Here is a 24603-nt window from a genome sequence, read left to right as displayed (position 1 = left end):
CCTATTTCGAGTATTGCGCAAGCCTTGCTGCGTAACGCGCAAGCTGATCAATCTCAATATTGACCTTGTCGCCCGCCTTGCGGTCGCCCCAAGTCGTGACGTTCAGTGAATGACGGATGAGCAATACATCAAATTCATTGCCGTTGACACCATTAACGGTCAATGAGGTACCGTCCAGCGCAACTGAGCCTTTTTGAGCGATGAATGGCGCGAGCTCTTCCGGTGCGCGCAATGTGAAACGCACCGCCTCACCTTCCTCTTTGCGCTCTACGATTTCAGCTTGGCCATCAATATGTCCGGAAACAAGATGTCCGCCCATCTCATCGCCAAGCTTGAGCGAGCGCTCCAGATTGATACGGGTTCCAGCCTGCCAGTTTGAAATTGTGGTGAGTCTTAAAGCCTCTTCCCAGGCCTCAACTTCAAACCATCTTTGGTTGCTGCCTTTCTCTGGAAGAGCCACCACCGTCAGACAGACGCCAGAACATGCGATAGAAGCGCCCATTTCTATTGTTGCGGGATCATATTTCGTCTGAATGCGTAGCCGGGCACCTAAATTCAATCGCTTAACCGAGTCAATTGTGCCGATATCGGTTACAATGCCTGTAAACATCAGGTATTCCTTATGTATTCGTAACAGAGATCACTGCCGTAACGGGTTTCTCTCGCTAAGGTAAACTCTCCATTTTTATAAGGGTCGAGGTTTGGCGCTGCGATTCCGTCAGGCCCGATGATGAGAGTTGATTGGAAGATTATAAGGCGGTCGACCAGTTTTTCTTCGAGAAAGTTTTTCGCAACACCTGCGCCACCTTCTACTAATACGGATGAAATTCCCAGCGCGGCCAAATCATCCATGAGTTCGGGTAAAGCAAGTTTGCCATCAACCGCTTCGCCAGCGAGAATCTTGCATCCGGCCGCCTGCATTTCCTGCCGCCGTTCATTGGTTACCCCTACATCGCAGGCAATCCACAGCGGCGTTAAATTTGCAGTTTGCACGAGATTAGACTGTACCGGTAAACGCAACTGACTATCCAAAACTATGCGCACAGGGGAGCGTTGCTCAAGCCCTGGCAACCGGCAATTCAATATTGGATCATCAGCCAAAGCTGTCTCGATCCCAATCAATATGACATCGCTTTGCGCGCGCAGAATATGCGATTGCGCTAAGGAGGTTTGACCGGTAATCGCAACCTTTCCCTCACCTTTTTTGCCGATCATCCCGTCGGCGGAAAGTGCAAGTTTTAGAGTCACTTCCGGTCGTTTTTTCGAAGTTCGATTCAGGTAGCCAGACAAATCATCGGCAGCCGGTGCTGAAAGGACGCCTGCTACTGCTTCAATTCCTGCTTGGCGTAAAATAGCAAGGCCTTTGCCACTTACTCGCTCGTCTGGATCCGTCGCAGCAACAACCACTCGCGCTACACCTGCCTGAATAAGCGCGTCCGCACAGGGCGGAGTTCTGCCGTGATGCGCGCAAGGCTCTAACGACACATAGACGGTAGCGCCGCGGGCTGCTTTTCCCGCTTCAGCCAAAGCTAATGGCTCCGCGTGGGGTCTTCCGCCAATTGCAGTGACGCCGCGGCCAACAATAATGCCGTCCTTGACAATGATAGTGCCGACAGATGGGTTGGTTCCGGTAAGGCCTTTATGTGTTCGGGCATAACGGATCACGGCTTCCATATAGCGGCGATCATCACGTGAAATATTGGCCGAGATTGAAACACCCATCCTCAATCTTCCAGATCGAGATCGATTTCATCCACCGTCAAATCATCGATGATGTTGTGAAAATCGACTGCTTTACTGAAATTACGATAAACCGAGGCAAAGCGAATATAGGCAATGTCATCAATGCCTTTAAGGGCTTCCATAGCCAGGCGACCGATTTCCTCAGACGGAATTTCGGTTTCACCCGAACTTTCAAGCCGTCGCACTATGCCGGAAATGGCGCGCTCAACCAGTTCAGGGTCCACTTCACGCTTACGCAGTGCCACCTGAATGGAGTGGGTTAGTTTCTCTCGGTCAAAGGGTACGCGCCGACCGCTTTTTTTGACGACCATCAGATCGCGGAGCTGGATGCGCTCAAAAGTTGTAAACCGCCCACCACATACAGAACACACCCTGCGCCGACGGATGACAGCGCCATCTTCTGTGGGCCGTGAATCCTTAACTTGCGTATCTTCAAACTGGCAAAAAGGACAACGCATAGGTCTCTTTCATTCCAAAAAGTCGCGGGGAAATGGGAGGCATATTTCGCACGACGATATTAAAAATATTGTAGTAAACCGCGCTTCCAAGCGCAATAAACGGTGATTCCGAAAGATAATAACCGATTGCTGACACAGAACCTAATGAAGCTCATCACAAAAAACCCCGCCCAACTATGTTGGACGGGGCTTTCAATTCATCAGCTAATTTTAGCCTTGGTAGCCATACATGGGGAAACGATCAGTCAGTGCAATGACCTTTTCCTTAACTGCCTGTTCAACTGCGGCGTTGCCTTCATCTGAGTTGACGGATTTCAGACCGTCGAGCACTTCGGCAATCAACGAGCCGACTTGCTTGAACTCCGCGACACCAAAGCCACGGGTTGTACCAGCTGGCGTGCCAAGTCTAATGCCGGAAGTTACGAACGGCTTTTCCGGATCGAATGGGATACCATTTTTGTTACAGGTAATATTCGCGCGTCCAAGAGCGGCCTCGGCCCGCTTGCCTGTTGCATTCTTCGGGCGCAAATCAACCAGCATCAGATGGTTATCGGTTCCGCCAGAGACAATGTTCAACCCTTGCGACTTTAGCTCTTCCGCAAGCGCACGCGCATTATCCACCACATTTTGCGCATAAATTTTGAATTCCGGCTTTAGCGCTTCAGCAAATGCTACTGCTTTACCTGCAATAACGTGCATCAGTGGACCACCCTGAAGTCCGGGGAATACCGCTGAATTGATTTTCTTTGCAATATCCGGATCGTTGGTCAGAATCATTCCGCCACGTGGGCCGCGCAACGATTTATGGGTTGTTGTGGTGCAAACATGCGCATGCGGAACTGGCGAAGGATGAACGCCACCGGCTACCAGGCCAGCAATATGAGCCATATCGACCATCAGATAGGCTCCGACTTCATCGGCGATTTCCCGGAAACGCTTCCAATCCCAAATACGCGAATAGGCCGTACCACCGGCGAGGATAAGCTTGGGCTTGGTTTCACGCGCAAGTCGGGCAACCTCGTCCATGTCAATCAAATGATCGTCCTCACGCACGCCATAAGATACGACATTGAACCACTTGCCCGACATATTGACTGGCGATCCGTGGGTTAGATGTCCGCCAGAATTGAGATCCAACCCCATGAAAGTGTCACCCGGCTGCAAAAGCGCCAAGAACACTGCCTGATTCATCTGGCTTCCCGAATTGGGCTGAACATTCGCAAACTCGGCACCAAAAAGCTTTTTGGCGCGCTCAATTGCCAGCTCTTCCACCACATCCACAAATTGGCAGCCGCCATAATAGCGCTTACCGGGATAACCTTCGGCATATTTGTTGGTGAGGATAGAACCCTGCGCTTCGAGCACCGCACGGGAAACAATGTTCTCAGAAGCGATCAATTCGATTTCATGGCGTTGACGCCCAAGCTCGTTACGGATTGCTCCGAAAATATCAGCATCGATCTCTTCAAGACTTGCATTGAAGAAATGATCTAAAACGGAATTCGAGGCGGCATTGGTTTGCGACATATTCATTCCCTCCGGTCAGCCGGTACAGCTATATGGTCGAGGCGCATTATCACACTTCTGCAACCAAGGCCAATGGCCGCTATACGATAAACAACTACCAAAATGCGGCACTCAGGCACGTATGCGGCGTCTCGGCCCCATAATCCCACTCTAAGATTGCGCGTTGGTGCGTTAAAGCACGGCAAATAGGGATTTAAACAGAATTGAATTCGTTTAATCCAGCGACTAAATGTCTGTGCCAAGCGCAAGCGCAGTTGCACCATCCATCCGGTAAATATCGTCACGGAATTGAACCACGCCATCACCGGTGGCCCAAGCCGTCAGATAAACAAAATGCACCGGCACTGGATCGGCCAATTGAATAGGCGTGTTGGCGCCCGATTTAATAGCAGCTTCCATGGTTTGACGGTCCCAACCGGGAGTATTCTGCAACAGCCAGAGATTTAAATCGCGTACATTTTGTACGCGCACGCAACCGGAAGAATCAAACCGCATGAGCTTGTTAAAGTAACTTTGTTGCGGCGTATCGTGCATGTAAACCGCATGATTGTTATGGAAATTAATTTTCGTCGAGGACATAGCATTAATCTTGCCGGGGTCCTGACGGAACATGAGCTTCACGGCCTCATCGGTGTTCCAGTCGACGCTTTCGGGCGGCACTTCCTGTCCCTGCTGATTGAACAGGCGGATTTTATTATTGGTGAGATATTGCGGGTCTTTCCGCATCAGCGGAATGATATCCTTCTGGATAATTGATTTCGGTGCTGTCCAGTAAGGATTGAGGATAATTTCATGAATTTTTGAAGTCAGAATCGGGGTCTGACGATCAATTTTTCCGACTACGGCGGTGTGTCGAGAGACAACGCGACCTTTTTCCACTGCTTCAATTCGAGCGGCTGGAATATTAACCATGACGAACCGAGGTTCGGAATCAGTGGTCGGCACAATCTGCGATAAACGCTGCAAATTGGTATGTAGCTGGCCCAATCGGGTATTTGCATCAACGTTCAGGGCCGCATAAGTGAACTGGCCCATCACGCCATCGGCCGGCAAACCATGCCGTGCTTGAAAACGCTTGACGGCAGCATCGACATAAGTGTCGTAGGCATTAGAGGAGCCTGCCTCACGGGCAAGATCTCCCGAAACGGCCAATCGCTGACGTAAGACGCGGACCGCAGGATCACTGACGCCGAGGCGGAGCTTGGCGTTACCCGGCACTGTGGGCCAACCTCCCCGTCCAGCTATCTCTGTATAACGTGCGATAGCGTTTTCTAAGCCGATGATCGTATCGTTGCTTAAAATCGGCTGATTGGTTGAAACAGCCTGTCTTCCTGTGGCGCGCGCATCAAACTGATCGTCCCATTGGCCGCGTCGAGGAGCAGCGAGAATATCATTTAAAGTTTGCTGGGCGAATGCCGATGATGCAAGCGATGCTGTTGCCGCTGTAAGTCCGGCTGTCACAGCTCCGCGCAAAAAACTACGGCGATCTAAACGGAAAGCGTCAGAATTATTGTGATTATCAACCATTTTCCGGTTCCCACAATTAAGGTTTGCGAATAAATTATCGCCCCTCACAAACAATATCATAATTTTCTTATTCTTTATTTTATGGCATATTCATGTCTTCCCTTGCTTTTCAAGGCAGACACCGTGGTCAGCGCTTTGAATCCCGGTTTACCCATGAGAAACCTTAGGACAGTGGCCGTTGGGCAACAAGAATGCTTCTCGGAGGGGGTCAGCGTTTTCCGGTATCAGCGTTTCGCCCAGCAATAGTTTAGGCGTTGCAGCGGACAAAAGAGAGGAAGCAATAAGCGCCGATGTTGACCGATCCTAGTTCTTGCTAGGTCGATTAGCTAGATGCTGAGCTTGTTGCTTGCTAGACGCCAACTGATGCGATCGCGTTTAAGCGACGAGACCAACCCGCGATTGGCGGCGTTTTTCGAGATAAAATAAAATTCGAAAAACAATATAGACAGCAATCACCAGAAGATTGAACGCCACGGTAAAGGGCTTATATTCGAAATATCGGGAGAATACCGAATAGATCGCGATCTCCCCTATTGCGGCTATAAACCAAAGTACAGGGCCCCAGGGCGCTCGCATCCAAAGTCCTGTTGCCGCCACGGGCATCAGAACAGCCAGAGCCACCACCGCTGTTTGCCAAAGCCAAGGCATCAGATCAAAACGCCAGAGCATGCCAGGCTGGACACCGATCAATCTAATCCAATAATAAACCCCGCTGGCCAATGCGGCCAGCGCAACAGCGCGGATGAACCACACGAAAGACCATTCGGTAGCACTCTGCCTTACATGTGTGTGCAATTCGTCCCGACGCATCAAAGGTTTAATTCCCTCTCACTTAAATTTTCAAAGTAAGTCTCTATTGTTTCTGGCGTAACTTGATCCAGTGATACTGGGTTCCAGACCGGAGTGCCATCCTTGTCGACAAGCACAGCCCGAACACCTTCATAAAAATCGTGCCCTTTAAGCATGTGAGAGGCAATGCGGTATTCCATGCGCAGACAATCATCGAGCGTGAGCCCCCGAGCATCTTTCATTTGTCGGAATGTAACGGCCAAGCTCGTGGGCGAGCGGCTAGCTAAGACGTTAAGAATATCGGCGGCTGACTTATGCCCCTGCTCAACAGAATTTTCCAATGCATCAATACATTCTTTGAGCGTTCCATGCGCGAAGCTCTGAGCAATTACTTGTCGCATTTCCGCAGAAGTTTCAAAATCGGGCTGCTGACGATAATTTTGTAGAGCGTCCAGATCGGCGGTGGCGATGAGCTCTTCGCGTAATGCATCAAGCGCATCCGACTTGACCGCATGGGTTGCGATGCCGCTCTGAAGGCAGTCACCCCATCTTATGCGATTGCCAGTCAAAGCTAAATATAGACCAAAATTGCCCGGGAGATGGGGTAAGAACGCGCTGCCACCCACATCAGGAAAAAAGCCGATGCCGGTTTCTGGCATTGCGAAAAGTGTATTCTCCGTAACGATCCGATGCGAACCATGGACAGAAATTCCCGCACCGCCGCCCATAACGATGCCGTCAAGAAAAGAAATATAGGGTTTGCTGAACCGTCCGATATGCGCATTTAATCGATATTCGTCGCGGAAAAACTCATAGGCTGGGATACCCGCATATTTTGCTCTATAGGCCGCAACCACATCGCCGCCCGCGCAAAAGGCCCGACCTTCGCCCTCGACAATCACGCAGGCTACAGAAGAATCTTCCTCCCAAGCGTTAAGCGCACGTTCGAGCGCCAGAATCATATTATGTGTCAGGGAGTTAAGTGCTGAAGCGCGCGTGAGTTTGATCAGCCCTGCTTTACCGCGCTTTTCGAAACTGATTTCGCTGCCACCGCCAAAGTCAATCTGCATCTGGTTTCTCCCATTTATGTTAGCGGTAAAAAGACAAATTTACCGCGTCAATCCTGCACAGGCTAATAGACTTGGTTTTGAGGCTTTTCCCGTGATAAATGATTTTGATCAGATAACAAGCTTCTGCCCAAGTGGGTTCTCAAGCTTTCATTGTGGGTAAGTCGATGAGAGATAACCAGTTCAATTTGTCCTCCGCCAATGTCACCGAAGATATCGATGATATCACAGGAAGCAGGCGACTGCGCCGGATGCGCAAGGCGGACTGGTCGCGTCGTATTGTGCAAGAAACACGCCTGAGCGTGGATAATCTTATTCTGCCATTTTTTCTGACCGATGGGTCGGGCGTCAGCGAGCCCATTGAGGCCATGCCTGGCGTCGAGCGTCATTCGGTGGATATGGCCGTGCGATTGGCTGAGAAAGCAGCCAAGCTCGGAATTCCCGCTTTAGCCCCCTTCCCTCGGGAAAGCGCCGAGGTAAAAACCGAAGATGGCGCATTCATAAGCAGTCCCGATAATCTGATTAACCGTGCTGTCAGGGCGATCAAAAAAGAGGTTCCGGAAATCGGAATCATTACTGATGCGGCTCTAGATCCATTCACGTCCCATGGGCATGATGGGATTTTGCGCAATGGTGAAATCGTCAATGACGAATCTGTTGCCATGATTGTAAAGGGCGCTCTGTCGCAGGCGGAAGCTGGCGCTGATATTATCGCGCCTTCGGATATGATGGATGGCCGGATTGGCGCAATTCGGCGAGCGCTTGATCAAAACGGCTATAACAACGTTGCCATTATTTCTTATGCGACAAAATTTGCATCGGCTTTTTATGGTCCTTTTCGCGATGCCATTGGTACAGCAGGCGTTCTGAAAGGCGATAAGAAAACCTATTATATTGATCCGGCTAACTCCGATGAAGCGCTGCGTGAAGCAGAGCAAGATATTTTGGAAGGCGCGGATATGCTTATGATCAAGCCGGGCTTGCCCTATCTCGATATTGTCCAAAAACTCAAAAACGCTTTTCGTCTTCCTACTTTTGCCTATCAGGTCTCTGGCGAATATTCCATGATCAAGGCTGCGAGCATGAATGGCTGGATAGACGGCGATAAGGTGATGATGGAGAGTATACTTGCCTTCAGACGGGCCGGTTGCGACGGAATATTAACATATGCGGCCCTTGAGATTGCCGAAAAGCTCAAAGCCGAAGGGTAACATCTCAAAATTGCCTCCAATGACACTGTCTTGAAATGGTCGCGTTTATTTCCCACTTTGTTAAGGTTCTGCGCGGCGCGGAGCGGGACGGTCTTCGTCCCTTTCAGTTCTTAACATGAGTGGAAAAGATCATGTACGACCAAATTCTATCCGCACCTCGCTATGAGAGCCGTGCATTGTTTGAAGGAGTGAGAACCCGCCGGGTATTGGCATTTCTTATCGATTATTTGATCGTATTTTTCCTATGCATTCCGGCGGCCATTCTAATCGCTTTTTTTGGTTTGCTAACGCTTGGAATTGGTTGGGGCCTCTACGCGATTATGTTCCCCGTGGTCACATTGTTTTATGTGGCCCTAACGCTAGGCGGGCGCGAAGCCGCAACCAAGGGCATGCAGATTATGAACATCAAACTGGTGCTACTGGAAGGCGGAGAGATCACCCCGATTGTTGCAATTGTGCATTCGGTTCTGTTCTGGGCACTCAATGCGGTGCTGACGCCGTTCATCCTCTTGGCAACGCTGGTTTTGGATCGCAAACGGGCGGTACATGACCTTTTGTTGGGAACGGCGGTTGTCCGGGCCGATCGAATTACTGCCGGTGTGCTAGGCTAAGGGTTGCGGTTTAATTGCAGACGGGGCAAAATATCTATTGACGTTTTGTTCGACCAGCGTGATCCTGACACCGTAATCCTACTATTCGGTTGCCGTTTCGTGGATAGTGAATGACCCATCAGCCGCAACATTCTCCGCAGTTTTTTTTAACGGCACCCTCACCTTGTCCATATTTGGACGGACAGATGGAACGCAAAGTGTTTACCCATCTGGTCGGTGACAGAGCTTCCGAGATCAATGATCTTTTGACGCAAGGTGGTTTCCGCCGCTCTCAGAACATTGCCTATCGACCAGCCTGTGAGACATGTCGGGCCTGCGTTTCAGTGCGTATTCTGGTTGACAGTTTTCAGATGAACCGAAGCATGCGCCGGGTCTGGAACGCCAATCGAGATCTCGTCGGTCGTCACCAAAAAGCGCAACCCAGCACAGAACAATATGCGTTGTTTCGTGATTATCTAGATGCCCGACACCGCTCTGGCGGGATGTCAGACATGACAGTGCTCGATTATGCAATGATGATCGAAGACACTCATGTCGATACGCAAATCATTGAATATCGCAAACGCGGCCCTGAAAGCTTTATCGATGCAAAAGGGGATGGAGAACTGATTGCAGTCGCTTTAACCGATGTGATGGCGGACGGACTTTCGATGGTCTATTCGTTTTTTTCGCCTCACGCGGAAGAGCGCTCGCTTGGTACATTTATGATCCTTGACCATGTTCAGCGTGCCCGCGCAGCTGGCTTACCCCATGTTTATCTGGGCTATTGGGTCGAAGGTTCGCGCAAGATGCAATATAAGACGCGTTTCAGGCCACAGGAACATTTGGGCCCGCGCGGTTGGCAGCTTTTTGAGGGCTAAGAAGTGGACAAAGCTGCCCACTTCAATTGCCATTTTTCAATCTTCTTCGGAAAGTTTTACCAAGCGCAATAGAATAGGAGCGCCTGGCATTATTATCCGAATTTACCTGAACGCGGAAAACCTTTCGGAACCAGACGTCCGGCTGTAGCGCGGGCGCCTATCCATTCGAGCAATTCATCCTTGTTACGAGTGAATGTGCGCTCGGCCGAATCCTGCCAACTCAACCCGTCCTCCAAAGCAAAAGTCCGAATGTCAGAGACGCCGCCATCCTTATATCTTTGCAGACGTACACCCTTGCCGCGGGTCATCTCCGGAATTTCCGATAGCGGGAAGACCAGCATTTTACGGTTTTCGCCAACAACCGCGACATGGTCTCCGGAAACGCGCACGCAAAGTTTAGCCTCGTCGGGTGCTTTCACATTCAACACCTGCTTGCCCTTACGGGTATTGGCCGCCGCCTCGCTTTCAGAGACGATGAAACCATTGCCTTGATGCGAAACCACCAAAAGCTTAGCTGAAGGATCATGCACAAAGGCGGTCAAGATGTCCTGATCGTTTTCCATATCCACGAGAATGCGAATAGGTTCACCATGGCCGCGACCGCCGGGGAGCGTATTGGCGCCGATTGTGAAAAATCTACCCCCCGTCGTAACGAAAAGCAGCTTGTCTGTCGTTTCTGCATGGAAAGCGAGTTTAAGCTTGTCGCCTTCCTTAAACGAGAGCGTCGAAAAATCGGCTAAATGGCCCTTCATCGCCCGCAGCCAGCCCTTCTCGGAAACCACGATAGTGACCGGCTCGCGCTCAATCATTGCCTGATGAATTTCTTCAAGGTCCCAGTTCGATGCGAGGCCAAAACCGGTTCGACGCTTGCCGAGTGCTGTTTCCGGGCCAAACTTATCTTGAACCGCCTTGATTTCAGTACTGATCTTTTTCCACTGACGTGTGCCCGATGCAAGCAAACCTTCAAGCTCACTCTTCTCGACCGTTAATGCGTCAAATTCCTTGCGGATTTCAAACTCTTCGAGCTTACGCAATGAGCGTAAACGCATATTGAGGATGGCCTCTGCCTGAACATCGCTCAGCTCGAAAACTCGCATCAGTTCTTGTTTTGGCTCGTCTTCCTCGCGAATGATCCGGATCACTTCATCGAGGTTAAGATATGCCTTAAGGAAGCCTCCTAGAATCTCCAGTCGCTTTTCGATCTCGCCTAGACGGAATTCAGAGCGACGAACCAAGACTTCCTTGCGATGGTCCAGCCATTCGCGCAGCACGCCACCCAGCGAAAGAACATTTGGCACTTTGCCATGCGAAAGCACGTTCATATTGAGCGAAATTCGGCTTTCAAGCTCGGTTAGCTTGAAAAGCGATTCCATCAGCAATTCCGGATCAACGCTACGGTTTTTCGGCTCCAGCACCAAGCGGACATCTTCGGCGGATTCATCGCGAATATCATCAAGAAGAGGCAGTTTACGAGCGAGTAGTAGCTCGGCGATCTTCTCAATCAACCGCGACTTTTGCACCTGATAAGGGATTTCGGTAACAACGATTACCCAAGTGCCGCGATTGCCTTCTTCCTTGTGCCAGCGCGCACGTACACGGAAAGAACCGCGCCCGGTACGATAGGCCTCCGCAATTTGGGCGTGCTCTTCAACCAGCACACCGCCGGTTGGAAAATCAGGACCGCGCACTTTGCATTTGAGCAGAGCCTTAGGGTCGGTCTCGGCTTGTTTCTGCAACTCTTCCCACTGCTCGGGCGAGGTCAGAAGTTCATCATCCGACGCATCAGGATGGTTGATCAGGTAAAGCGCTGTTGCACAAAGCTCAGCCACATTATGGGGCGGAATATTGGTAGCCATACCCACCGCAATACCCGCTGAGCCGTTGGCCAAGAGATTTGGAAACGCGCTGGGCAGTACGACAGGCTCTTCGTCTTCCTCATTATAGGTCGGGCGAAAATCAATGGCGTTTTCGGTAATCCCTTCTAAAAGCAGGGCCGCCACATTGGTCATACGGGCTTCTGTATAGCGCATTGCTGCAGCACTATCGCCGTCAATATTACCGAAATTCCCCTGCCCGTCGATCAACGGATAGCGCACCGCAAAATCCTGCGCCAAACGCACCAGCGCGTCATAGATTGAGGCATCGCCATGAGGATGGAATTTACCCATAACATCGCCGACAATACGCGCACATTTCGCATAGGCTTGGTCGGGATTAAGGCGCAAAAGTCGCATCGTATGGATGATGCGCCGGTGCACCGGTTTCAGACCGTCGCGCACATCCGGCAGCGCACGATGCATGATCGTGGACAGCGCATAAGCGAGATAGCGTTCTTCGAGGGCTGACTTAAGATCGACCCGTTCGATATGTTCTTCGCCGTCGCCCGGCGGAATCAGACTTTTTCCCATAGTTCTAAGTACCAATTGCGCGATTCGTCAGCAAGTGGCGATGAGAACCAATCCAGTACATTCGTTGCGATTCTGACGAGAAATCACCGCTATTTTCGCTCGAAAGCCAATTGATCGCGAATGCTGGCACAAAAATAGCCAAGCATCTTTCTATTCGGTTCGGCTTATGAGAACCTTGCATCTTATCGTTGATTTCAGGAGCCTTGATATGCAGCTTTTAGTTTCGACCCATCGCGCCACGCGCGTTTTTGTCACCAGTGCAGCATTATCACTTCTTCTTGGAGGCACTGCATTTGCTGTTGATGCTGATGCGGTCGCGGGGCGTATTAAAGCTCTCTATCACGAAAAGGGAGGAGAAGTCACCTTCAACAATGTGAAGGCTGAAGGCGATGATGTCATTCTTGAAGGCACCAAAATCAAACTTGCTGCGGCTTCAGATAATCAAACAGAGATCGGCGATATCACCTTAGAAAAGGTTGAGGATACATCCGATGGGGGTTTCATCATTGGCAAGGTCATAATTCCCGATCAGGATTTCACCACAGATACTGGCCAGGACAAAGACCGCGTCATCGTCAAAGGCATTTTGATGGAGAAGGTGCAGTTACCTTCAGCCAGCGCCAGTGATCCACTCGACAAGATGGTTTTCTATGATCGCATGGCGATCGATCAGATCGACGTGGAAGTTCCCGGCACAAGCGGCGTCGCTCTGAAGGGAATTGAGGTCACGCTCAACGCGCCCCAGAAGCCTGAAAGGGTCGATTATGCATGGTCGATTGCCAGTATTGCAACGACATTTACTGACACAGCGCGCAATCCATTAGCGCCTTTGAATATGGATAGTTTCAACGCGTCATTACGCTCCAATGGCGCCTGGCAACCGCAAACGGGCGACACTTCGCTTGATAATTTCGAGATCAATGCTGCCGATTTGGGTAAGATCAACATTACTGGAAGCATGGGTGGTTATAATCTCGCCTTCTTGCAAGCTGTACAAAAAATGCAGGACGAAATGCTTAAAGCCGATGCGGATTCTCACGCAACTGGCCTTGCCGCACTCAAACTTTCTCAGCAGCTAAGTCTCCAGCGGCTCACGGTTCGATTTGATGATGAATCATTGACTAAAAAGCTGCTCGAATATTTTGCAAAAAAACAAGACAGCGACGCGGAAACGCTGGCAATACAAATGCAGATGTTGGTTCCCCTATTAGCTACGCAGCTTAAAAATCCAGAATTTGCAAAGCAGCTTGGTGCCGCAGCAAGCCAATATTTTTCAGATCCAAAATCTCTAACGATCAGCGCATCGCCGGATGAACCGGTTAGCTTTGCAGCAATTGCCGCCACCGCTTCCGCAGACCCGACCAAGCTCATTCAACTTTTAAAGCTGACGGTGAGCGCTAATAATTAAGCGCAATCAGATGAATAAAAAAACCCGGCTAAAGGCCGGGTTTTATTTGAGCAATTTTGAGTTTAGCTTTTCTGAACCGGGGCCAATCTCACGTTTAATTCCCGAAGCTGAGCAGGTGCTACTTCCGATGGCGCACCCATCAAAAGGTCCAGAGCCTGCTGGTTCATTGGGAAAAGCGAGATTTCACGCAAGTTCTTTGCGCCTACCAAAAGCATGACCACGCGATCAACGCCGGCTGCCATGCCGCCATGTGGAGGTGCGCCATATTGGAATGCACGGTAGAGACCGCCGAAACGCTCTTCCACGTCCTGCTGGCTAAGGCCGACCTTTTCGAAAGCCTTGACCATCACTTCAGGCAACTGGTTGCGGATGGAGCCTGATGCAATTTCAAAACCATTGCACACCAGATCATACTGATAGGCTTTGATTTCAAGCGGATCCATATTTTCCAGCGCATCCATTCCACCTTGCGGCATGGAGAATGGGTTGTGGGCAAAATCCAGCTTCTTATTGTCTTCATCCCACTCATAGAACGGGAAGTCGATGATCCATGCGAGTTCGAAACGATCACGATCGACAAGGTTGAGTTCTTCACCGGCACGCGTGCGTGCATCACCGGCGAATTTATAAAATTTGGATGGCAGACCAGCGACGAAGAAGCAGGCGTCACCATCACTTAATCCTAGCTGCTGACGAAGCGCTTCAGTGCGTTCTTCGCCGATATTTCTAGCAATCGGGCCAGCGCCTTCAAGCTTATCGCCTTCTTTGCGCCAGAAAATATAACCAAGACCGGGCTGGCCTTCGCTTTGCGCCCAGGAGTTCATGCGGTCACAGAATGCGCGGCTTCCTCCAGTCTTGGCCGGGATTGCCCAAACTTCAACCTTCGGATCATTTGCGATCATATTGGCAAAGACCTTGAAACCTGAGCCTGCAAAATGCTCAGTCACGGCCTGCATTTCAATCGGGTTACGCAGATCGGGCTTATCGGTACCATAGGTGCGGATGGCTTCGTCATAAGGAATACGACGGAAATTCTGCGTCACCGGTTTGCCTTCGGCAAATTCTTCGAAAATGCCGCGCATGACAGGTTCCATCGTCTCCCAGATTTCTTCTTGGGTTACGAAGCTCATTTCCAGATCGAGCTGATAGAATTCGCCCGGCAGACGGTCTGCACGCGGATCTTCATCGCGGAAACACGGCGCGATTTGGAAATAGCGGTCAAAACCCGCCACCATCAGCAGCTGTTTATATTGTTGCGGCGCCTGCGGCAGCGCATAAAACTTACCCGGATGTATGCGGCTTGGCACGAGGAAGTCGCGCGCGCCTTCCGGTGATGAAGCCGTCAAAATGGGCGTCGAAAATTCATTGAAGCCGATCTCGCCCATGCGGCGACGCATCGAAGCGATGATTTTCGTACGGCTCATAATGTTTTTATGCAGCGTTTCACGACGAAGATCGAGGAAACGATATTTGAGGCGAATATCCTCTGGATAGTCCGGTTCACCAAAAACTGGCAGCGGCAATTCTTTGGCTGCAGACAGAACTTCAATTTCGGTCGCAAAAATTTCGACATCACCGGTCGGAAGATTTGGATTCACTGCATCGTCGGCGCGTGCTTTGACTTCGCCATCGACCCGGATGACCCATTCACCGCGAACGGTTTCTGCAATTTTAAATGCAGGCGAATCAGGATCTGCAACGATCTGGGTCAAACCATAGTGATCACGAAGATCGATAAAAAGGATACCGCCGTGATCACGGACGCGATGAACCCAGCCCGACAGACGAACAGTGGAGCCTACATCCGACTTGCGAAGGGCTGCGCAGGTGTGGCTGCGATAACGGTGCATGATTTCCACCTTTTGGAACGCTAGAAAAATGGTGTAGCAAATAAGCTGCGGATTTGGGCGGAAAAGCGCATTTTGACCAGGTTTTGTCAAGTCCGCACTGCCACTATAAGAATTTGTTAGGCGAGCTTGACAGAATATGTCGATAAAAATCACAATTGAAGCGTTGAAGAATAGATATTTGCTGATTGCCCGCGACAAGCAGCACAGCTTTGTCTAAAGGGAAACTATGCAACTCATTACCACAACTCAGGCCCTCGAAGAGGCCATATCCGCACTGAGTAAATCCGATTTCGTGACAGTCGATACCGAGTTTATTCGGGAAACGACTTTCTGGCCGGAGCTCTGCCTCATCCAGATGGCCTCGCCCGATCAAACAACTTTGGTCGACGCACTGGCGCCCGGGCTCGACCTTGCACCTTTTTTTCAGCTGATGGCGAATGAAAAAGTGGTGAAGGTGTTTCATGCCGCACGTCAGGATATCGAAATTGTCTTTCATCTGGGTGGGCTTATTCCGAGCCCGATGTTTGATACTCAGGTGGCTGCAATGGTCTGCGGTTTTGGTGATGCCATTTCCTATGATCAGCTTGTTCAGAAAGTCACGGGCAATCAGATCGATAAGTCCTCGCGCTTTACCGATTGGAGACGGCGTCCGCTTTCTGCAAAGCAGCTCGACTATGCGCTTGCAGATGTGACCCATTTGCGTGACATCTATCTTTACTTAAAAGAGAAGCTTGACGCTGAAGGGCGCAATGAATGGGTTAATGAGGAGATGGCGGTCCTAGGTGCTCGTGAAACCTATGATCTGCATCCAGACGATGCCTGGAGGCGCGTTAAGGCGCGGGTGCGCAAGCCTATTGAACTTGCCATTGTCAAAGCCGTCGCCGCCTGGCGTGAGCGTGAAGCGCGTGAGCGAAATGTTCCGCGGGGCCGCGTCATCAAGGATGACACTATTGCAGAGATCGCCCAGCAGCAGCCCCGCGATGCGGAAGCGCTAGGTCGGTTGCGGACTATTCCGAAAGGATGGGAGCGTTCATCGCAAGCGGCGGGGTTGTTAGCTGCTGTTCAATCAGCGCTCGACATTCCGAAAGATGAGCTGCCGCGTCTTCCCAAACAGCCAAATGTGCCTGAGGGCACCGGCGCTGCCGCGGATTTGTTGAAGGTTCTGCTTAAGCTTGTGACGGAAGAATATGGCGTTGCAGCGAAAATCGTCGCGAGCTCTGACGATATTGACCGAATCGCTGCCGAAGGTGAACGTGCCGATGTGGCCTCACTGCGTGGATGGCGCCGCGAACTTTTCGGTCAAAAAGCGCTGGATCTGATTTCTGGAAAAATCGGCATTAAGTTCGAAAATCGCCGGATCAAAGCGGTCGCGCTAGAAGAGTGATCCGACTAGTTGCGACAGGCCGAGCGCCTGTTGCACGTTACTCACTCTCGCATACCTTCAATGGCAGCATCACCGATCGCAAAATATAGTTTTTTGCCAACGAGTTTGGCCAATTGTTGCAAGCGGCCTTCCGGACGGTCCGAGATTAACTCTGCTAAATCTCCTGGAACGACCAATGCGACTCTGTCTTCTTCTTCACGCCAATAAAGTCGAGGGATAACGCCCGGCATAGACGCCGAAAAGAGATAGACAACGCGTAAAAGCGCACCAAGCAGCCGCGCGCGATCTCGCAAGCGCGGCGTTGCTAATTGAAGTAGTTCCGGTGCAACGTCATCATCGACCAATCCTTCATGCCTGAAATAATTTGCCAAGGCCATGAAGGAACGGCCAGCATGATCGATCCCGCCAAAGGACCCATGGGCAATAATGTTGAGTGCCTGCAAACCGCGATAATCTGGATGAGCGCGCCAGCTAATATCAGCAACCAAACAGGCAGCCTGTCGACAGCGTGCCTCGTCCTCGGTTTCATCAAAGCCCAAGAAAGGCAGACTTAGTGTCGTCCAGGTCGCCAGTTCCCTGGCATGACGCGGTGATCGAGAGCGGAGAATGGCTAGCTCTTCGGCAGAGGCTAACAAAGGATCGAGCCTCTGCTCATTTTTAGGTAAAAGAGAATAAAGGTAACCTTCTCTCACACCCAAGGCTGAAAACACAATCCGCGATGGTTGCATACGGCGGATGGCTTCGAGCATGACTGTCGCGCCATAGGCAAGCAATTGGCGTCGATTCTTCGACACTGCTTCAATGCCCGATAGTTTCTCAATATTGCCTTTGGCAACGCGTTTGAGAAACTGCTGAGCTTCTAACGGATCCATTTCATAGCCATGCATGACGTGCAGAGGATAGTTTTTTGCAGTCATGTGCAGCTTGGCAAGGTTTCTCCACGTTCCGCCAACTGCATAAAAGACTTGCCCGCGATGCTTTTCCAATAAGGAGGCACGGGCCATCTCGGCTCGAGCAATCTTTGCTGCTTGGGACAAATCTTCATTTGCCATGTCCTGCAAGCGCAAACCACCCAAGGGTAAAGTCACGCCTTCGCTAATCTCATGATCTTCGATGGCGATCAGCTCTAGGCTCCCTCCACCCAGATCGGCAGCAATGCCTTGCGGCTTGTAAAAACCTGAGATGATACCTAGCGCCGAATAGTGAGCTTCTTCCTTGCCCGATAGGACTTCGATATGGCGACCGAGTATGGCTTCAGCCTGGGCAATGAAATCGGGGCCATTTATGGCTTCGCGGGCGGCGGCTGTCGCCAAAGCGTGAATTGAAATGGCTCCTGCCTGCTCTGCCAGCACTCTGAAACGCTTGAGCGCGCGCAGGGCAACACCGACCGATTTTTCATTCAGCTTACCCGTTGTTGCCAGACCTTTTCCCAATCCGCAAAGAAGCTTTTCGTTAAAAAGCACGGTTGGGGATCTGACGATACCTTCGTAAACCACGACGCGAATCGAGTTGGAACCAATATCAATAACGGCGACCGGTTTGAGGCCCTTCAAACGACCTTGAGCTGCGGCTGGACTCATGCAGTAGCGTTTCTTTCAGCCTGCGCACGTTTTCGATGCGCGATCAAACGGGGAGCAGATGACTTCATAGACTTTCCACGTCCCGATAAGCTTGGATTGGTCATGAAATATTCCTGCGCATTAAAAGCTTCCTCATCAGGATCTTTTTCTAACCGGCGAAAGGTGCCGTCTGCAAGTAGCTCATAGCTTTGTTGGTTATCAATTATGTTAGCAAACATGATTTGCGACAAGATTTGCTGCTGTACGGTGGCATTAGTGATTGGTACCAGTGTCTCCACACGACGGTCGAGATTGCGCGGCATCATATCAGCTGAGCCGATATAAACGATAGCTTTTTCCGACGGCAAAACATGTCCATTTCCAAAGCAGAAAATACGACTATGCTCCAAAAAACGTCCGACAATCGATTTTGCGCGAATGTTTTCTGAAAGCCCCGGCACATTTGGTCGTAAACAGCAAATTCCTCTCACCACAAGATCAATTTGAACTCCTGCCTGACTGGCCAGATAAAGCGCGTCAATAATCTGTGGATCGACCAGCGCATTCATCTTCATCCATATGGCGGCGGGACGTCCGGCCTTTGCATGAGCAATTTCATCTTCAATATGTTTGAGTATCCGTGCGCGCAAGGTGAGCGGAGAAATTGCAATCTTCATTTCTTCGTCTGGCCGTGCATATCCTGTAATGAAATTAAAGACATGCGCGACGTCCTGCGCAGTTTGTGGGTCAGAAGTAAAGAAAGATAAATCCGTATAAATACGCGCGGTAATCGGATGATAATTCCCTGTCCCAAGGTGCACATAAGACCTTAATTTCTGGTCTTCACGGCGCACTACAAGAGACATTTTTGCATGAGTCTTTAGTTCGATAAAGCCAAAAACAACCTGCACACCCGCCCGTTCAAGATTTCGCGCCCAGCGTATATTTGCCTCTTCATCAAAACGCGCTTTAAGCTCAACAAGAGCGGTAACAGACTTGCCTGCCTCTGCCGCATCAACCAAGGCGCGCACAATGGGGCTGTCATTGGATGTGCGATAGAGCGTCTGTTTGATTGCCAATACATCCGGGTCGGCCGCGGCTTGGCGCAGAAACTGAACAACCACGTCAAAAGACTCATAAGGATGATGAACGACAATATCCTTTTCCCGAATTGCAGCGAAACAATCTCCGCCATGTTCGCGAATCCGTTCGGGAAATCGCGGATTATATGCAACAAATTTCAGGTCGTCGCGCGGTATAGCGACAATTTCTGAAATCATGTTGAGCGCAAGTAGGCCTTCTAGGACACTGATTCGATTTTCCGCAACCCCCAATTCAGCAGCCACAAAAACCCGCAATGCTGGAGGCATTTCAGAATCAAATTCTATGCGGATTACCTGTCCTCTGCGTCGGCGCTTCAATGCCGTTTCAAAGAGGCGCACCAAATCTTCCGCCTCTTCCTCAACTTCAATATCGCTATCGCGAATTATGCGAAAAGTTCCTGCCCCACGAACTTCATAACCGGGGAACAATCTTCCGATGAATAGGCTGACTGCATCTTCCACCCGGATAAAACGGAAGAGATTTGGCTCCTCAGAAGGCAATTGAATAAAACGTTTGAGCGCAACCGGTATGCGCAAAAGCGCGGTCATAGGATGATTGTCCAGCCGGCGCACCAATTGCAGAGCAATAGAGAAACCTAAATTCGGGATAAATGGAAAAGGATGTGCGGGATCAATCGAAAGCGGTGTCAGTACTGGAAAGATTGTTTCGAGAAAATGATCTTCCAACCAGTTTTTTTCCGCGGGTGAAAGTGCGGATGGCCTCACAATTTCAATATTTTCCTTCGCAAGCTCATTACGTAGTTTGCGTAAACAGGCTTGCTGTTCTTCCTGTAGTTTACTGACTTCCTCTAGCACGAAATTAAGCTGCTCTTCCGGAGTGCGGCCATCGGCACTTCTCATGGCTACTCCAGCGCGGACCTGTGCGGCCAGACCCGCAATACGAACCATGAAAAATTCATCTAAATTCGTTGCCGAGATGGAAAGAAAGCGCAATCGCTCCAGCAGTGGCTGACGGATATTATCTGCCTCTTTGAGAACGCGATGGTTAAATTGCAGCCAGGAAAACTCGCGATTCACAAAGCGTTCGGGACTTTCCATCATAGCGCAGAGTTCGTTCGAACCGTCTGCTTGATCACAAACCGCTTCGTCGGAATTTTTCTGTTCAGAAAGGTCCTTAACCTTTTTGGTGGTTACAGTGCTGCTTTCGTTCATCTTTTCCAATCCGGGACTGCGCTGGCGCAAATAAGCTTGATCCTAGCTTATGGCTCCCTTTTGACAGTATAATAGCAACGCTCTTGAAATATCTTCAAAATTGTTGAAAACCCTTCCAGAAACTGAACGTTCGCGCTACACCCTCCCAAACCACTGTTGCGAACCATAGGTAACGGAGCCTACCATGTCCGATCATGTTATCCCACATTTTCAAAACGACGCTGGCCATAATGCCATCGAAATAGGCGTCAAAGAATTTATGTGCGTCGGTGCGAACCCGCCTTTCGACCATCCGCATGTCTTCCTGGATATGGGCGACGAAACTGTGACTGTCTGCCCCTATTGTTCAACCCTCTATCGCTACAATCCACAACTTCGCTCAGGTGAAACAATCCCAGTTGGATGTGCGTATAACGCTGCAGATGGAAAAGTTGCTTAATTGCTCAACGCAATCAAAACTGGTTGAAATATGGGCAATATCGGCAAAAATCGCTGCATCTTGATTTCTGGCGCCGGTATCGCCGGATTAAGTGCTGCGCTTGAGCTTGCTTCAAGAGGATGGCGCATTCGGATTTTCGAAAAGGCGCCGGTCCTATCTGAAGTTGGAGCTGGACTTCAGCTCGCTCCTAACGCAATGCGACACTTACAGCGCCTAGGTGTCGCTGCAGCGCTCGAACCATTCTCGGTTACTCCGGAAAATATAAGTCTTGTAGACGGGCGCAGCGCCCGCCCCCTATTGACGATGGGGCCCAACGACATAACTTTGGCGCGATGGAAATACCCGTATCAGGTCTGCCATCGTGCCGATTTGCAGTCGGCGCTGGTCGAGACTGTCGGCAAAAATCCCGCCATAGAACTCAATCTTGGCGCAGAAGTCTTATCGCATAAAAATTCGCAAGAGCGCGTTACCGCGATTATAAAACGAAACTCTGAGACGGAAAGTGTTGAAGGGGACTATCTTCTGGGATGTGATGGCGTATGGTCAACTCTGCGCCAAAGAGCTGGATATGACCCCGCCCGATTTAGTGGCTATACTGCTTGGCGCAACACTATTCCCGCAAGCGCTCTCCCCAGCTCCTTTCTCAATGCGCTACCGCAACAAAATGCCGTATCTGCATGGCTGGGAAAGAATGCGCATTTTATCGCATATCCTGTGAAGGCGGGAGAAGCCTTCAACTTTGTTGCAATTATTGCTGGCGATAATACCGGTGAAACTTGGTCCACATCAGGCGATTCTCAAACTTTGATAAACACATTCAAAGATTGGAGTACGCCTGTTCGCGAGGTGATTTCCACAGCGGTGAAATGGACATATTGGCCACTTTTTGAAATGGCTAATGCAAGATTTATTGCCGATGCACGCACCATATTGCTTGGTGATGCTGCTCATGCATTGACGCCATTTGCAGCTCAGGGCGCAGCAATGGCGATTGAAGACGCGGCAGCATTGGCAGTCGCCTTAGATCAACCAAACCCAACACTCGCTCTTCAACATTTTGAAACTGTGCGAAAAGCTCGGATCGACGCAGCTGCCAAACGAGGCCGGATGAACCGTTTTGCCTATCACGCCAGCGGGCCATTTGCTATGGGACGCAACTTGCTGTTTGCCAATCGACCTGCCGAAAATTTTTTAAAAGATCTCGATTGGCTTTATGGCTATGATGCCATTGGTGCAATGCAAGCGCGTTAAGCCTTTTTGCGCAGCTCTAATACTCCAAAATCGAGCCCGAATATCCATCTCTTTCAGCATGCACAGCGTGACCTTGGTTTCTCCAAGGTTACGCTGTTAATTGCATATTCCAAAGGACGTGCGAGCCCTGCACTAGTATCGGAATTGTTCACGCGAATGACCCGGATGCTTAGTGAAGAATCTGGCTAAGGAATAATTTGGTACGTTCATGTTGCGGATTATCGAAGAATTCCGCAGGCGAATTTTGTTCTACGATTTGTCCCTGATCCATAAAGATCACTCGGTTAGCAACTTGACGCGCAAATCCCATCTCGTGAGTCACGCAGATCATTGTCATCCCTTCAGCGGCAAGGCTCACCATCGTGTCCAAAACTTCCTTGACCATTTCCGGATCAAGAGCTGAAGTCGGCTCATCAAATAGCATAATTTGTGGGTTCATACACAATGCACGGGCGATCGCGACGCGTTGTTGTTGCCCGCCCGAAAGCTGTCCTGGATATTTATTGGCCTGTTCAGGAATTTTGACGCGTTCCAAATAATGCATCGCAATTTCCTCGGCCTTTTTCTTCGGCAGTTTACGCACCCAAATTGGCGCCAAAGTGCAGTTTTCCAAAATGGTCAAATGCGGAAAAAGATTGAAGTGCTGAAACACCATACCGACCTCGCGCCGGACTTCATCGATCCTTTTCAGATCATTGGTGAGTTCGACGCCTTCAACTACGATCTGACCCTTTTGATGCTCTTCAAGACGATTTATGCAACGGATCATCGTGGATTTTCCCGAACCTGATGGTCCCGCCACCACGATCCGTTCGCCGCGCATCACTTTGAGGTTGATGTCGCGCAATACATGAAATTCGCCATACCATTTATGCATGTTGGTAATTTGAATTGCGACATCTGTATCTGAAACCTGCATCTTAGGTTGTTCGATACTAGTATCGTTGGGGATCGCGGTTTTTTGTGCACTCATTGCCTGTAATTCCTCATTTTAAGCGGCTTCACTTCAATATTCTTTGTGCGGCCGCTTCTGTATAATTCTGTATAGCTTGACGCTTTAACTTCCTACGATCCGCTTAACGCCTATGGCCCGTTTCGAGACGTCGTTCCATAAAAAGAGAGTATCGCGACATCGCAAAACAGAATATCCAAAAAACAAAACCTGCAAAGATTAGCCCGGACATCGGCGTTTGCGGAGAAGCCCAATTCGCATCGGAGAAGTTTTGCCGGACAATGCCCAGCAAATCGAACATGCCAATAATGTAGACCAAACTCGTATCCTTGAAGAGGCCGATAAAAGTATTGACGATACCGGGTATCACCAATTTCAACGCTTGAGGCAGCACTATGAGCCCGGTTTTTTGCCAATAGCTTAGCCCCAACGCGTCAGCGCCTTCATATTGACCTCGCGGAATGGCCTGCAAACCGCCTCGGACCACCTCGGCCATATAGGCGGAAGCAAACAATGCCACGCCAATTAATGCCCGCAGCAACTTATCAAAGGTAATTCCCGGCGGAAGAAACAGCGGGAGCATAACGCTCGCCATGAACAACACCGTTACCAGCGGTACCCCACGAACCATCTCGATAAAGATGATGCTGATGGATTTAATAACTGGCAGTTGCGAGCGGCGACCCAAGGCAAGCACTATTCCAAGCGGCAGCGAAACGGCAATGCCCACGAAAGACAAAACCAAAGTGACCAGCAATCCGCCCCAAAGTGGCGTTTCAACATAAGGCAGTCCAAACCAGCCGCCGACCAGTAAAAAATAAGCGACTATCGGAAATACGATAAAGAACAGGATGGCGTTGATTATCTTGCGCGGTACTTTGGGAATGAGCAGCGGAGCTAACAGAACCACAAAGAGCAATCCAGTTAGATTGACCCGCCAGCGTTCTTCGAATGGATAACGTCCGTAAATAAACTGCTGAAATTTTGCATTCACAAAGGCCCAGCATGCCCCCGACCAGCCATCGGGTTGTATTCCGCCCTGTGCGACGGTCAAGCAGACTTCGCGATTGGGACCGGACCAGACCGCGTTGACGAACAGCCAATCAATCATCGGCGGCAAAAACCAGACAAGTGCGAAAAGAGTAATCAGGGATGTGGCCATATTGAGCGGGGTTGCGAATAGGTTTACCCGCAACCAGTGCATGATCCCGTGAACGGATGGTGGCGGAGTTTCTTCACCCACCATTTCGCGACGAACATATTGGAGATTATTATTCTGCATC

The 24603-nt window shown here is 50.3% G+C and carries 20 protein-coding genes; 7 read left to right on the top strand and 13 right to left on the bottom strand.

All coding sequences use genetic code 11. The annotated features are described in order from the left end of the window. Window position 1: 1 nt before the first annotated feature. The 7 genes from C7374_RS08750 to C7374_RS08720 form a co-directional block, all read right to left on the bottom strand. Window positions 2–610 (bottom strand): riboflavin synthase, encoded by a 609-nt coding sequence (locus C7374_RS08750; RefSeq protein WP_111575238.1) that lies wholly within the window; start codon window positions 608–610, stop codon window positions 2–4. Beyond that, window positions 610–1722: a bifunctional diaminohydroxyphosphoribosylaminopyrimidine deaminase/5-amino-6-(5-phosphoribosylamino)uracil reductase RibD gene (gene ribD, locus C7374_RS08745; protein WP_111575237.1), complete on the bottom strand. Its 1113-nt coding sequence runs from the start codon at window positions 1720–1722 to the stop codon at window positions 610–612. The genes C7374_RS08750 and ribD overlap by 1 nt, the downstream gene beginning before the upstream one ends. 2 nt (window positions 1723–1724) lie before the next feature. Then, window positions 1725–2201 (bottom strand): transcriptional regulator NrdR, encoded by a 477-nt coding sequence (gene nrdR, locus C7374_RS08740; RefSeq protein ID WP_111575236.1) that lies wholly within the window; start codon window positions 2199–2201, stop codon window positions 1725–1727. 210 nt (window positions 2202–2411) lie between these two features. Next, entirely contained in the window at window positions 2412–3728 is a 1317-nt protein-coding gene (glyA, locus tag C7374_RS08735; protein WP_111575235.1) for a serine hydroxymethyltransferase, read from the bottom strand. A gap of 225 nt (window positions 3729–3953) precedes the next feature. Then, window positions 3954–5255 (bottom strand): L,D-transpeptidase family protein, encoded by a 1302-nt coding sequence (locus C7374_RS08730; RefSeq protein ID WP_111575234.1) that lies wholly within the window; start codon window positions 5253–5255, stop codon window positions 3954–3956. A 375-nt stretch (window positions 5256–5630) separates the two neighbouring features. After that, window positions 5631–6065: a DUF6163 family protein gene (locus tag C7374_RS08725; RefSeq protein ID WP_111575233.1), complete on the bottom strand. Its 435-nt coding sequence runs from the start codon at window positions 6063–6065 to the stop codon at window positions 5631–5633. Beyond that, window positions 6065–7114 carry an enoyl-CoA hydratase/isomerase family protein gene (locus tag C7374_RS08720; RefSeq protein WP_111575232.1) on the bottom strand — a complete coding sequence of 350 codons (1050 nt, stop codon included), beginning with the start codon at window positions 7112–7114 and terminating at the stop codon, window positions 6065–6067. Before C7374_RS08720 ends, C7374_RS08725 begins: the two co-directional genes overlap by 1 nt. A gap of 164 nt (window positions 7115–7278) precedes the next feature. Between C7374_RS08720 and hemB the strand changes: the two genes are divergently transcribed. The 3 genes from hemB to C7374_RS08705 all read left to right on the top strand — a co-directional run bounded on the left by hemB (window position 7279) and on the right by C7374_RS08705 (window position 9793). Next, complete coding sequence (hemB, locus tag C7374_RS08715; protein WP_111575231.1) at window positions 7279–8322, top strand: porphobilinogen synthase; 1044 nt, start codon at window positions 7279–7281, stop codon at window positions 8320–8322. Between the two features lie 131 nt (window positions 8323–8453). Beyond that, window positions 8454–8933 carry an RDD family protein gene (locus C7374_RS08710; protein ID WP_111575230.1) on the top strand — a complete coding sequence of 160 codons (480 nt, stop codon included), beginning with the start codon at window positions 8454–8456 and terminating at the stop codon, window positions 8931–8933. A 110-nt stretch (window positions 8934–9043) separates the two neighbouring features. Then, complete coding sequence (locus C7374_RS08705; protein WP_111575229.1) at window positions 9044–9793, top strand: arginyltransferase; 750 nt, start codon at window positions 9044–9046, stop codon at window positions 9791–9793. A gap of 92 nt (window positions 9794–9885) precedes the next feature. Here C7374_RS08705 and C7374_RS08700 read toward each other — a convergent pair whose 3' ends face one another. Next, window positions 9886–12201: a DNA topoisomerase IV subunit A gene (locus C7374_RS08700; RefSeq protein WP_111575228.1), complete on the bottom strand. Its 2316-nt coding sequence runs from the start codon at window positions 12199–12201 to the stop codon at window positions 9886–9888. A gap of 208 nt (window positions 12202–12409) precedes the next feature. On the opposite strand from C7374_RS08700, the gene C7374_RS08695 reads away from it, so the two are divergent. Then, window positions 12410–13609: a hypothetical protein gene (locus C7374_RS08695; protein ID WP_111575227.1), complete on the top strand. Its 1200-nt coding sequence runs from the start codon at window positions 12410–12412 to the stop codon at window positions 13607–13609. A 62-nt stretch (window positions 13610–13671) separates the two neighbouring features. Here the strand turns inward: C7374_RS08695 and aspS are convergent, their stop codons facing one another. Further along, the gene (gene aspS, locus C7374_RS08690; RefSeq protein WP_111575325.1) at window positions 13672–15459 is read right to left on the bottom strand and encodes an aspartate--tRNA ligase; all 1788 of its coding nucleotides are present in this window, start codon (window positions 15457–15459) and stop codon (window positions 13672–13674) included. A 226-nt stretch (window positions 15460–15685) separates the two neighbouring features. On the opposite strand from aspS, the gene rnd reads away from it, so the two are divergent. Beyond that, the gene (gene rnd, locus C7374_RS08685; protein ID WP_111575226.1) at window positions 15686–16843 is read left to right on the top strand and encodes a ribonuclease D; all 1158 of its coding nucleotides are present in this window, start codon (window positions 15686–15688) and stop codon (window positions 16841–16843) included. 41 nt (window positions 16844–16884) lie between these two features. Here rnd and ppx read toward each other — a convergent pair whose 3' ends face one another. Together ppx and C7374_RS08675 are read right to left on the bottom strand one after the other, a co-directional pair. Next, a complete protein-coding gene (ppx, locus tag C7374_RS08680; protein WP_111575225.1) occupies window positions 16885–18423 on the bottom strand; it encodes an exopolyphosphatase in 1539 nt (512 codons plus the stop codon). Next, window positions 18420–20678, bottom strand: a complete 2259-nt coding sequence (locus C7374_RS08675; protein ID WP_280969654.1) for an RNA degradosome polyphosphate kinase — start codon at window positions 20676–20678, stop codon at window positions 18420–18422. Before C7374_RS08675 ends, ppx begins: the two co-directional genes overlap by 4 nt. A gap of 184 nt (window positions 20679–20862) precedes the next feature. Between C7374_RS08675 and C7374_RS08670 the strand changes: the two genes are divergently transcribed. Together C7374_RS08670 and C7374_RS08665 are read left to right on the top strand one after the other, a co-directional pair. After that, window positions 20863–21117, top strand: coding sequence for a zinc-finger domain-containing protein (locus tag C7374_RS08670; RefSeq protein WP_111575224.1), 255 nt, complete (start codon window positions 20863–20865; stop codon window positions 21115–21117). Window positions 21118–21147: 30 nt separating this feature from the next. Beyond that, on the top strand, window positions 21148–22368 hold the full coding sequence (locus C7374_RS08665) for an FAD-binding protein (RefSeq protein ID WP_210205105.1): 1221 nt from the start codon (window positions 21148–21150) through the stop codon (window positions 22366–22368). A gap of 169 nt (window positions 22369–22537) precedes the next feature. On the opposite strand, the gene C7374_RS08660 is transcribed toward C7374_RS08665, so the two are convergent. Next, window positions 22538–23341, bottom strand: a complete 804-nt coding sequence (locus C7374_RS08660; RefSeq protein ID WP_111575223.1) for an amino acid ABC transporter ATP-binding protein — start codon at window positions 23339–23341, stop codon at window positions 22538–22540. Between the two features lie 103 nt (window positions 23342–23444). Next, the gene (locus C7374_RS08655; protein WP_111575222.1) at window positions 23445–24602 is read right to left on the bottom strand and encodes an amino acid ABC transporter permease; all 1158 of its coding nucleotides are present in this window, start codon (window positions 24600–24602) and stop codon (window positions 23445–23447) included. Window position 24603: the final 1 nt, after the last annotated feature.

Source organism: Falsochrobactrum ovis (assembly GCF_003259955.1).
In the GTDB taxonomy this organism is placed as follows: Bacteria; Pseudomonadota; Alphaproteobacteria; order Rhizobiales; family Rhizobiaceae; genus Brucella; species Brucella ovis_A.
This window is presented reverse-complemented; position numbering and strand designations above follow the sequence as displayed.

Excerpts from the sequence above, each read along its gene's own strand:
- C7374_RS08720 (WP_111575232.1), bottom strand. The coding sequence starts at position 7,114 with ATGCAGATTGACTTTGGCGGTGGCAGCGAAATCAGTTTCGAAAAGCGC.
- C7374_RS08665 (WP_210205105.1), top strand. The coding sequence starts at position 21,148 with ATGGGCAATATCGGCAAAAATCGCTGCATCTTGATTTCTGGCGCCGGT.
- ppx (WP_111575225.1), bottom strand. The coding sequence starts at position 18,423 with ATGAGTCCAGCCGCAGCTCAAGGTCGTTTGAAGGGCCTCAAACCGGTC.
- C7374_RS08670 (WP_111575224.1), top strand. The coding sequence starts at position 20,863 with ATGTCCGATCATGTTATCCCACATTTTCAAAACGACGCTGGCCATAAT.
- C7374_RS08660 (WP_111575223.1), bottom strand. The coding sequence starts at position 23,341 with ATGAGTGCACAAAAAACCGCGATCCCCAACGATACTAGTATCGAACAA.
- hemB (WP_111575231.1), top strand. The coding sequence starts at position 7,279 with ATGAGAGATAACCAGTTCAATTTGTCCTCCGCCAATGTCACCGAAGAT.
- nrdR (WP_111575236.1), bottom strand. The coding sequence starts at position 2,201 with ATGCGTTGTCCTTTTTGCCAGTTTGAAGATACGCAAGTTAAGGATTCA.
- C7374_RS08675 (WP_280969654.1), bottom strand. The coding sequence starts at position 20,678 with ATGAACGAAAGCAGCACTGTAACCACCAAAAAGGTTAAGGACCTTTCT.
- C7374_RS08750 (WP_111575238.1), bottom strand. The coding sequence starts at position 610 with ATGTTTACAGGCATTGTAACCGATATCGGCACAATTGACTCGGTTAAG.
- ribD (WP_111575237.1), bottom strand. The coding sequence starts at position 1,722 with ATGGGTGTTTCAATCTCGGCCAATATTTCACGTGATGATCGCCGCTAT.
- rnd (WP_111575226.1), top strand. The coding sequence starts at position 15,686 with ATGCAACTCATTACCACAACTCAGGCCCTCGAAGAGGCCATATCCGCA.
- glyA (WP_111575235.1), bottom strand. The coding sequence starts at position 3,728 with ATGTCGCAAACCAATGCCGCCTCGAATTCCGTTTTAGATCATTTCTTC.
- C7374_RS08700 (WP_111575228.1), bottom strand. The coding sequence starts at position 12,201 with ATGGGAAAAAGTCTGATTCCGCCGGGCGACGGCGAAGAACATATCGAA.
- C7374_RS08695 (WP_111575227.1), top strand. The coding sequence starts at position 12,410 with ATGCAGCTTTTAGTTTCGACCCATCGCGCCACGCGCGTTTTTGTCACC.
- C7374_RS08725 (WP_111575233.1), bottom strand. The coding sequence starts at position 6,065 with ATGCGTCGGGACGAATTGCACACACATGTAAGGCAGAGTGCTACCGAA.
- C7374_RS08710 (WP_111575230.1), top strand. The coding sequence starts at position 8,454 with ATGTACGACCAAATTCTATCCGCACCTCGCTATGAGAGCCGTGCATTG.
- aspS (WP_111575325.1), bottom strand. The coding sequence starts at position 15,459 with ATGCACCGTTATCGCAGCCACACCTGCGCAGCCCTTCGCAAGTCGGAT.
- C7374_RS08730 (WP_111575234.1), bottom strand. The coding sequence starts at position 5,255 with ATGGTTGATAATCACAATAATTCTGACGCTTTCCGTTTAGATCGCCGT.
- C7374_RS08705 (WP_111575229.1), top strand. The coding sequence starts at position 9,044 with ATGACCCATCAGCCGCAACATTCTCCGCAGTTTTTTTTAACGGCACCC.
- C7374_RS08655 (WP_111575222.1), bottom strand. The coding sequence starts at position 24,602 with ATGCAGAATAATAATCTCCAATATGTTCGTCGCGAAATGGTGGGTGAA.